The organism is Dialister sp. UBA1703, assembly GCA_002320515.1.
Classification (GTDB): domain Bacteria; phylum Bacillota; class Negativicutes; order Veillonellales; family Dialisteraceae; genus Dialister.
The window spans coordinates 1-3,244 of record DCJJ01000155.1 but is presented as its reverse complement, the minus strand read 5'-3'; the positions used below and the strand labels follow the sequence as shown (position 1 = coordinate 3,244).

Annotated in this window: 3 protein-coding genes; 2 read left to right on the top strand and 1 reads right to left on the bottom strand. The window is 49.0% G+C overall.

All coding sequences use genetic code 11. The annotated features are described in order from the left end of the window. Positions 1-114 precede the first annotated feature (114 nt). Complete coding sequence (locus B2Y11_RS06990; protein WP_291057684.1) at positions 115-1,578, bottom strand: tetratricopeptide repeat protein; 1,464 nt, start codon at positions 1,576-1,578, stop codon at positions 115-117. Between the two features lie 507 nt (positions 1,579-2,085). Here B2Y11_RS06990 and B2Y11_RS06985 point away from each other — a divergent pair. Both B2Y11_RS06985 and B2Y11_RS06980 read left to right on the top strand, forming a co-directional pair. Further along, complete coding sequence (locus B2Y11_RS06985; RefSeq protein ID WP_291057673.1) at positions 2,086-2,646, top strand: hypothetical protein; 561 nt, start codon at positions 2,086-2,088, stop codon at positions 2,644-2,646. Between the two features lie 17 nt (positions 2,647-2,663). Beyond that, positions 2,664-2,969, top strand: coding sequence for a hypothetical protein (locus tag B2Y11_RS06980; protein ID WP_291057671.1), 306 nt, complete (start codon positions 2,664-2,666; stop codon positions 2,967-2,969). Positions 2,970-3,244 lie beyond the last annotated feature (275 nt).

Sequence of the window (3,244 nt, the reverse complement as noted above, 5' to 3'; positions counted from 1 at the left end):
TGACTCCAGTTCCTTTGCCACCCCAGCTTCGCTGGTGGGACAATAAATGGGGAAGGGAATCCTCTGAGCCTTTCTTTGCCCCTTTCTACACAATCCCTCTGCCCCCTCATGCTATCAGGCGTGTCTCGCTTTCTCAGCCAGCCGGTTGCGGAACTCACGGCCCTTGGCGTCTTTCGGAGAGAGAGTCACGAAGTGGTCCATATCTGCAAGGGCCTTATCGAACTCTCCCATGGACTCATAGACCTCAGCCCTTGAGCGGTAGGATTCGGCATAGGCAGGGGAGACCTCTATGGCTTTGTTTAAATACTCCAGCGCTTTATCCTTATTTCCTTTCAAAAACCAGGTATAGCCCAGGTTGTTATAAGCCTCCCCGCTTTTCGGATTCAGGGCGATAGCCTTTTCATACCAGGGAATGGCCTTGTCATAGTCCTTCTTAAGGGAGTAGTTGTACCCCAGGGATTCATAGGGACGGTAATTCTCCGGCTCCAGCCCCGAGGCTTTTGTGTAGTCCTGAATGGCCTTATCGTAAAGTCCCAGCTTGCTGTAGCAGCCGCCCCGGAGGATATAGTCTTCCGCCTTCGGCTTTTTGGTGAGCTCTATGTACTTCGTATAGTCCTCTGCAGCCGGTTCATATTTTCCCATCACCCCATAGGTGGTGCCCCGGAGCATATAGCTGAGACGGTGGGTGGGATTTGCTTCGATGGCCCTTGTGAAATAGGTTACCGCCCTGTCCATCCGTTTAGCCCCCAGCTCGTTCACACCGGCCTCACGGAGAATCATATCCGATTTGGGAGCCAGGGCAAGGGCCTTATCATAGCACTCTTTGGCCTTGTCATGCTGCTTCATGGTGAAATTATAGAAATGACCCAGCATATCCCAGCATAAAGGATTCTTCGGGTTGTCCTTTACCGCTTCCCGGTATGACTTTTCCGCTTCTCCGTTCTTCCCGAGCTTTGCATAGCAGTCGCCTGTAAATATCTGCACCCCGAAACGGAGCTTCGGATTGACATATTTCAAATCATTCTTGAAATCGGAAGCCGCTGCCTCATACTGCTTTCTGGACATATGGAAAAGGCCCCGCTGCATATAGACTTTATCCTTGACCTCATCGGTGGGATTCAGGGACAGCGCCTTGTCCCAGTCCTGAAGGGCCTCCTTATCCCGCCCGTCTCTGGCGGAAAACTCCGCCCTTGAACCGTAGGCAAGGGGATTTTCCGGCGCCAGCGTCACCGCGTGGTCCAGATCCGCAAAGCACTTTTCCTTTTCCCCATTCGTGTAATACATGGCGCCCCGGAACACATAGGCCTCAAACCGGTCCGGATGCTCCTTCACCGCCCTCTCCGCAATGGCAGAAAGGAGCTTTTTTCCCTGCTCCGGTGTGAGCCTTACGGCTGCAGGCTTTAGAGACGGCGCCTCGGCCTTTGCGTCCTCTGAAATATGGGTATAGAGCCTCTCCAGCACTTCCTGCGCGCCGGCAGGCTTCGCCGATGGGGCAGCGCCGCCCTCTGCAAAAGCCGGCGCTATGGCTGCCGCCGACAGCAGGCAGGCTGCCAGCATGGAAATCATCTTTCTCTTCATCAAGATCCCTCCTTTGACTGGTAAAACATATTATTTTTCTATAGTATATCATGGGGATGGGGAATGAAGAAAATAAGTATTTTATGAAAGTCAGCCTATGAAAAATTAATCAAAGTTTCATACCCAGGGCTTTTTATTCTGATTTCTATTTTCCCGGCGCCATGAAGGCCCGGGAGTCCCCACAGGGTGGTGATTTTTTCTTTAAGCATGTTAGAAACTTTAAACAGGTGTTGACATATAATAACAGATAATGACAGATAATGACAGATGATGTCATAGCGCGATCGCTGCAGATTTTAGTATAATACGAATAGACATCAAAGAAGGGAGGTGAAGAAAGATAAAAAAGGGAAAGAGGTGAAGGGGAATGCATCTGTTCCGTGAAAATCCGGATGTGATTAACCTTGTTCTTTCCGCAGGCTTCATGATACTGGCGGGGATTAACCTGTACATGACGCTGATGCATTAAATTAGCAAGTGATTTGAAACTGGATGAAAGAGGTGAAGATGATGGAAGATTTCCGGAATGAAGAAAACCGGCAGCACGTGGAAAATGATATTTCCGCTCTTACGGGAGACGGAAATATGGCAAATCATGAAACATTTGAAAAAATTTTTAAGAAAGCCTTTGAAGAAGGTATTGATACATACTGTGCTTTACTTGATACATGGATTGATAACCACAACTGGTACGATATAAGATATACTGTAAAAAATAAAAAATACCGCGAAATGCTTTTGAAGGAATACAGCATTCCTGAAGAAAAGGAAACTGATACGCTGGTCGATTTTTTCAAGGATGAATTTAAGAAAAAAAGACAGGCCGATCATTTTAATGAACTGGCTGCTGAAATGGACAGCCATGATGAAGCCACCCTTATAGAAGACAATGATGCGGAAGGGCTCAAGGCCGGCATGGACAGTTTCTTTGCATTGATGAAGATACTCATTGAAAATCACAGGACCGAAGAGCTTGCCCGGGCAGTGGAAGATGAAAAGTACCGTGACGAGCTTATGGAAAAATACCATATCTCCATGGTTCTGCCTGAGCGGCTTCAGGAACAGTAAGGGAGGGAAGTCGGCTTATGTGCTATGATACCAGACTCACTGACAGCATGGTGGAAAAAATCATCAAAGACTACGGCTCCATGGGGAAATATGTGGAACAGCAGGATACGATCAAAGCCTACCGGGATTCAGAAAAAAGAACGGCTGACCGGAAGAAATGGCTGAGAAAAGTATATGGAAACGGGTACAGAAGGGGTATGAACCTGGCCAACGGGCTGGCAAAAGTCCTTCTGGAAACTCGGCAGATGGATGAGCTTCTTCGGGCTGCGAAGGATTCAGCGTACCGTGAAAAGCTGATGAAGAAATATTATTTCATTCAGTAAGAAAAACTCCCTGCCGATTCAGGCGGGGAGTTTTTTTACGATAGGCAGGGGGGATCAGAGGCGGGAAGGAAAGCGCGTAACGCAGGCTCCTTCTGCTGGAAGGAGCTGGGCGGCAGGGCTGAAGATAGCCCTTTCTCCAGCAAAGGCGTCGCAGACCGGTATGGTATAGTGGGCTAGTGAGCTGGTGTACTTGTGGGCTGGTGAGCTAGTCTGTATTCCCGAAGGGGCCTGCTGCTGCGCGGCAGAGGGGAATATGGCCCTGTGCTAACGCACGG

What these genes read in the sequence shown, in the direction of transcription:
- B2Y11_RS06990 (WP_291057684.1), bottom strand. Translation starts at nt 1,578, where the DNA reads ATGAAGAGAAAGATGATTTCCATGCTGGCAGCCTGCCTGCTGTCGGCG.
- B2Y11_RS06985 (WP_291057673.1), top strand. Translation starts at nt 2,086, where the DNA reads ATGATGGAAGATTTCCGGAATGAAGAAAACCGGCAGCACGTGGAAAAT.
- B2Y11_RS06980 (WP_291057671.1), top strand. Translation starts at nt 2,664, where the DNA reads ATGTGCTATGATACCAGACTCACTGACAGCATGGTGGAAAAAATCATC.